Source organism: Flavicella sp., assembly GCF_037132785.1.
Classification (GTDB): domain Bacteria; phylum Bacteroidota; class Bacteroidia; order Flavobacteriales; family Flavobacteriaceae; genus Flavicella.
The window spans coordinates 1-5,486 of sequence record NZ_JBAHZZ010000153.1 but is presented as its reverse complement, the minus strand read 5'-3'; the positions used below and the strand labels follow the sequence as shown (position 1 = coordinate 5,486).

Here is a 5,486-nt window from a genome sequence, read left to right as displayed (position 1 = left end):
AGCTTACTTTGATGAATTTTGTTTTAGAATTAATAGGTCACAATACAAAGAATCCATTTTTCATAAAACAATTCTTAGAATGGTACTACAAAAACCTAAATATCAAAAAAACACAAAACAGACACTAGGCGTATAGCTCAGATTTTTTATTTAACCTAAAGAAAAAACATTCCAAATTATTATTACGTCAGTTAAAAATAAAATTGGTATAATTAATGCATCTGTTTATTTAAAAACAGAGATGCATGAATTGTTAATTACTAATATTTAAAAGGGCGTATCATCAGCATCAGGCGCTCCAAAAGCATCATCTGCACTCGGAAGATTATTTGAAGATATCTCTTGATTAAAATCATTCATTTTTGAATGGAATTCATTCCCAAATCCTTCTTCTAAATCAGAGAATTTTGCTAGGTGTCCAGTAAATTTTAAACGGATGTTTGCCAAACCACCATTTCTGTGTTTTGCCACAATAAATTCTCCTTGTCCTTCACAAGGAGTATGATCATCATCATCCCATTCTGTAAGGCCGTAGTATTCTGGACGGAAAATAAATGATACAATATCAGCATCTTGTTCAATTGCACCAGATTCACGTAAGTCAGATAATAAAGGTCTTTTTGAACCTCCACGTGTTTCTACTGCACGAGACAACTGAGATAAGGCAATTACAGGAATACTTAATTCTTTTGCCAGCGCTTTTAAGTTACGTGAAATCATAGATATTTCTTGTTCACGATTTCCATTGGCAGCTCCACCTGCTGTCATCAATTGTAAATAATCAATAACAATAATTTTAATTCCGTGCTGAGAAGCCAAACGACGAGCTTTTGCACGTAAATCAAAAATAGACAATGAAGGTGTGTCGTCAATAAAAATAGGAGAATCTGTTAAGTTTTTTACTTTTACATTTAACTGCTCCCATTCATGTGGCTCCAAGTTTCCTTTACGTAATTTTTCTGAAGTCAACCCCGTTTCACTAGAGATCATACGAGTAATTAACTGAATTGATGACATCTCAAGAGAGAACAAAGCTACAGCGTGTCCAAAATCAATCGCCATATTTTTAGCCATGGAAATTACAAAGGCTGTTTTTCCCATACCAGGACGGGCGGCAATAATAATTAAATCAGAAGGTTGCCAACCAGAGGTAAGAGCATCTAATTTGGTAAAACCAGTTTCTAATCCACTCATTCCTTCTTGGTTTCCTATCTCTTGGATTTTAGTTACCGCTTGCTGTACAAGGTCTTTTGCGCTTTCAGAACTTTTCTTTAAGTTCCCTTGAGTAACTTCAAAAAGTTTAGATTCGGCATTATCTAATAAGTCAAAAACATCGATGGTTTCGTCATAAGACTGTTCAATAATTTCACTAGAAATACTAATAAGTCTACGTTGAATATATTTTTGAATAATAATACGAGCATGAAATTCAATATGGGCAGAAGAAGCAACTTTTTGAGTTAAGCCAATCAAATAAAAATCCCCACCGACAAAATCTAGTTTTCCGTTTTTCCTAAGCTGATTAGAAACGGTAAGTAAATCAGTAGGTTCGGAGTTTTGAAACAAGCTATAGATAGCATCATAAATTTCTTTATGCGCTTCTTTATAAAAAGCTTCTGGATGTAAGATGTCGATTACATCGTCTATTCCCTTTTTATCAATCATCATTGCGCCTAAAACAGCATCTTCTAAGTCTAATGCCTGTGGTGGTATTTTTCCTTTTTCAAGATTAATGATTCTGCTTTTATCAATTTTTCGCCCTTTTATCGCTCTTGTTTGCTCCATGACAGCAAAATTAAATTATTAATTCTATTCTTTTATTTTTTAGAGCATTTTATTTGTACACATAGCTGTTTATAAAAGTCATTTTTTGTTAATAATAATTTTAATGGCGCAGGTATATATCATTTTAACATTTAAATGACGCATTAAATTCGTTTCTTACTTCATTCATATTTCACATAAAAATAAAACCGTAGCAGTGCTATGCAACAGTTTTTTACTGCTTATTTGAATAAAAAATATTCCTAATTACTATCACGCCATTTAAAAATAAAATTGATATTATATGTTTAAAACTCTTTATAAACAAGGTACGCTTCTACAAAGCATTAATTAATATAGACAGTTTCTTATAATTTTCGGTCTGTTTTTTGATGCAAAATATATTTGTGTTATTTTATAAATAGAAAACAGATTGCTAGAAAAAATGTAATTTCACCAAAATTCATTTAGAAAGTAAGAATTTTTTAAAATGTGACATGATTTTTGATTGGATATGTTGTTGGCAATACTTTTAAATTAACTTAATGAAAGACGACTTATTAGCGCGGTATTTATCGAATTTTTTGATTGTACAAATAATTTTTGTGCAAATCATATCACGTTTTCCAAATACTATAGAAAAATATTATTCCAATGGGATATATAAAGTGATTTCTCTTTTTTATCGAACCTCTTTAGGTTGGATTCCTTTTAGTGTAGGTGATTTATTATATGGGATATTCTTTTTGCTTTTTATTCGTTTTATTTATATTTTATTTAGAGATAAATTAAGCGATTTAAGATCGTATCGACTTTCTGTAGGAGCTACCTTATCAGTGCTTTATTTTTTCTTTTATTTAGGTTGGGGAATGAATTATTATAGAGTTCCCTTAGCTACTAAATTAGATATTGAAAAGGAAGAATATAGTACAAAGTTATTAAATAATTTTACTTTAAAAACAGTTGAGGTAATTAATGAGCTACATCAAACTGTAGTAGAGGATGACAGTCTTGCTTATGTGGTTCCATATTCTAGGAGAGAAATTTATAAAATGGCTAAAAGTGGGTATACTGAATTAGGAAAAAAGCATAAATATTTTAGGTATAAAGTCTCGTCGGTTAAGCATTCTCTTTTAAGTACTGTTTTAACCTATATGGGCTTTGCTGGGTATATAAATCCTTTTTCGGGAGAGGCTCAAATAAATTCAAAAATTCCAATGTATACTTTAGCGTTTACTACGAGTCATGAAATTGCACACCAAATAGGTTATGCCGCAGAAAACGAGGCTAACTTTATTGGGTATCTGGCGAGTACTTCACATGAGGATGCTTATTTTAAGTTGGCAGGACATATTACAGCACTAAAATACCTTTTGAATGAGTTGAATAAGAGAGACGAAGGGCTTTACAAAACAGCCGTAAAGAGCCTTAATTATGGGGTTGTATTAAACCTTAGAGAGTCTAATGAATTTTGGAGTCAATATGAAAATCCTTTCGAACCATTATTTAAAAAAACATACAATATATATCTTAAAGCAAACCGACAGAAATCAGGAATAAAAAGTTATAGTTATATGGTAGATCTATTATTGCATTATTCAAATCAAAAAACATAGATTTTTTTTCTGTTGTGCATTTCTATTGATAATACAAAAAGTCGATTGATTCTCCGTTAATGCGAGATTGGATTATGTTTTTAGATAAATAAAAAAGAGGTTCTAGTTTCTGTTTTTCCTGTGGCTAAGCCATGTTTGGGGTTTTGAAAACCTAAATTTATCTTCAAGGTACTTTAATCATTTTGGTTTAATTAGATTGCTTAATTCAACTCAAAAATATAATTCAGAGTTCTGTGATTTTTTATCAATATTATCTTAGATATTTTGGTGAAATATTTAGTCTAAAGCTGCTGTTTTATGTAATTTTACTAAAAAATTATATTATAGTTATGAAAAAGTACCTATTCGTTTTATTGTGTTTCTGTTTTAAATTTGGTCAAGCACAAAACTTTAATGATGGAGTTTTAAACTATACGATCATAGATACAGAAAATAAATACGTATCAGTAGCAAAATATAATACTTGTCCAACAGGCGCATTAACAATTCCAGAAACGATACTAGATAACGAGATAACTTATACAATTACCAGTTTAAGTAAAGATGCTTTTAGGTGGTGTGGTAACTTAACTAGTGTCAGTATTCCAGATTCTGTTATGCGCATAGGTTCTAGTGCTTTTTCTGATTGTTCAAGTTTACTAAGTGTCAGTATTCCAGATAGTGTAATAAGTATTGGATCTAGTACTTTTTATCGTTGTTCAAGTTTAATAAGTATCAGTATTCCTGATGGCGTAACTAGTATAGAAGAGAGTACTTTTAAGAGTTGTTCAAGTTTACTAAGTGTCAGTATTCCAGATGGAGTAACAAGTATAGAGTCTGGTACTTTTGCAGGCTGTTTAAAATTAACGAGTGTCAGTATTCCTACTGCTGTAACCCGTATAGGTTCTTATGCTTTTCAAGGTTGTTATAGCTTGGCGAATGTCAGTATTCCAGATGATGTAATAAGTATAGAGCGTTTTTCTTTTGCTGGTTGTTCAAGTTTAACCAATATTAGTATACCAGTTGGTGTAATAAGAATTGAATACAGTACTTTTTCAGGTTGTTCAAATTTACTAAGTGTCAGTATTCCAGAAGGTGTAACCAGTATAGAAAGTAGAGCTTTTGAAGGTTGTTCAAGTTTAACTAATGTCAGTATCCCAGCTGCTATAAATAGTATAAAAGAAGGTGTTTTTGCTGATTGTTCAAGTTTATTAAGTGTCAGTATTCCAGAAGGTGTAACCAGTATAGAAAGTAGAGCTTTTAAAAATTGTTCAAGTTTACTAAGTGTCAGTATTCCAACAAGTGTACTAAGTATAGGGAGTTCTGCCTTCGCTGATTGTTCAAATTTACTAAGTGTCAGTATTCCAGAATCCGTAATAAGTATAGTTGATTATGCTTTTGCTCGTTGTAGTAGTTTAACTAATGTCACTATTCCAGGGAGTGTAAAAAGTATCGGTGATTATGCCTTTTCTAATTGTTTAAATTTAATAAGTGTAGTGGTAAATTGTCAAATACCATTAGCTATAAGTTCAATTGATTTTGAGGGTGTTACTTTAGGTAATATTGCTTTAACCGTACCAAAGGGAACAAAAGGTGACTATGAATTAGCAGGAGTTTGGAAAGAATTTAAATCTATTACCGAGGCGGATATAAATTAAATTTAAGAAAATGGAAATATAAGCATGCTACAAGTTTTATAGTATATTATTATTATTGCATCATTTAATTATCTAATTGGTATTAGATGTTTTTAAGATTCAATATAATTATTGATATTTCGATTAGAATGAAATATAAAACTTAAAGTAACATATTTATTATAGCTTGGTATTTAAATTTACTAAGTTAGTCATTTAGTTTCTGTATCTTAGTGTCCTTAAATATAACAGATATGGATGTTTTTCAAGGTCAAAATATACTGAGTTTTATAAAAGAACTGCCAAATGATGAATCATGTAAAGCTTATTTAGCCAAAATAAAATGGTCTGCTTGAATTCAAGAACTTAACGCAACAAATCAAAATCTTAGATTTGTTGTATGAAAGCAAAAAAACATAGCCGATTATCATTAAAAGAACGTGTGGTAATTGAAACATTATTGCAAGAAAAAAAGACTAAAAGTTATATC

General features: G+C 30.5%; 3 protein-coding genes and 2 pseudogenes. 4 read left to right on the top strand and 1 reads right to left on the bottom strand.

Annotated features, from left to right (window positions below; genetic code table 11):
* Positions 1 to 136 (top strand): annotated as a pseudogene (locus tag V5787_RS09955) (IS1595 family transposase); the annotation flags it as partial.
* A 131-nt stretch (positions 137 to 267) separates the two neighbouring features.
* Here V5787_RS09955 and dnaB read toward each other — a convergent pair.
* The gene (gene dnaB, locus V5787_RS09950; RefSeq protein WP_336893081.1) at positions 268 to 1,785 is read right to left on the bottom strand and encodes a replicative DNA helicase; all 1,518 of its coding nucleotides are present in this window, start codon (positions 1,783 to 1,785) and stop codon (positions 268 to 270) included.
* Positions 1,786 to 2,309: 524 nt separating this feature from the next.
* On the opposite strand from dnaB, the gene V5787_RS09945 reads away from it, so the two are divergent.
* The 3 genes and pseudogenes from V5787_RS09945 to V5787_RS09935 all read left to right on the top strand — a co-directional run.
* The gene (locus tag V5787_RS09945) at positions 2,310 to 3,380 is read left to right on the top strand and encodes a DUF3810 domain-containing protein (protein WP_336893080.1); all 1,071 of its coding nucleotides are present in this window, start codon (positions 2,310 to 2,312) and stop codon (positions 3,378 to 3,380) included.
* Positions 3,381 to 3,709: 329 nt separating this feature from the next.
* Positions 3,710 to 5,017 (top strand): leucine-rich repeat domain-containing protein, encoded by a 1,308-nt coding sequence (locus V5787_RS09940; RefSeq protein ID WP_336893079.1) that lies wholly within the window; start codon positions 3,710 to 3,712, stop codon positions 5,015 to 5,017.
* Positions 5,018 to 5,250: 233 nt separating this feature from the next.
* Positions 5,251 to 5,343 (top strand): annotated as a pseudogene (locus V5787_RS09935) (IS1595 family transposase); the annotation flags it as partial.
* Positions 5,344 to 5,486 lie beyond the last annotated feature (143 nt).

Bases quoted from the DNA above. Each gene is read 5' to 3' on its own strand.
- V5787_RS09940 (WP_336893079.1), top strand. From the start codon at position 3,710: ATGAAAAAGTACCTATTCGTTTTATTGTGTTTCTGTTTTAAATTTGGT.
- V5787_RS09945 (WP_336893080.1), top strand. From the start codon at position 2,310: ATGAAAGACGACTTATTAGCGCGGTATTTATCGAATTTTTTGATTGTA.
- dnaB (WP_336893081.1), bottom strand. From the start codon at position 1,785: ATGGAGCAAACAAGAGCGATAAAAGGGCGAAAAATTGATAAAAGCAGA.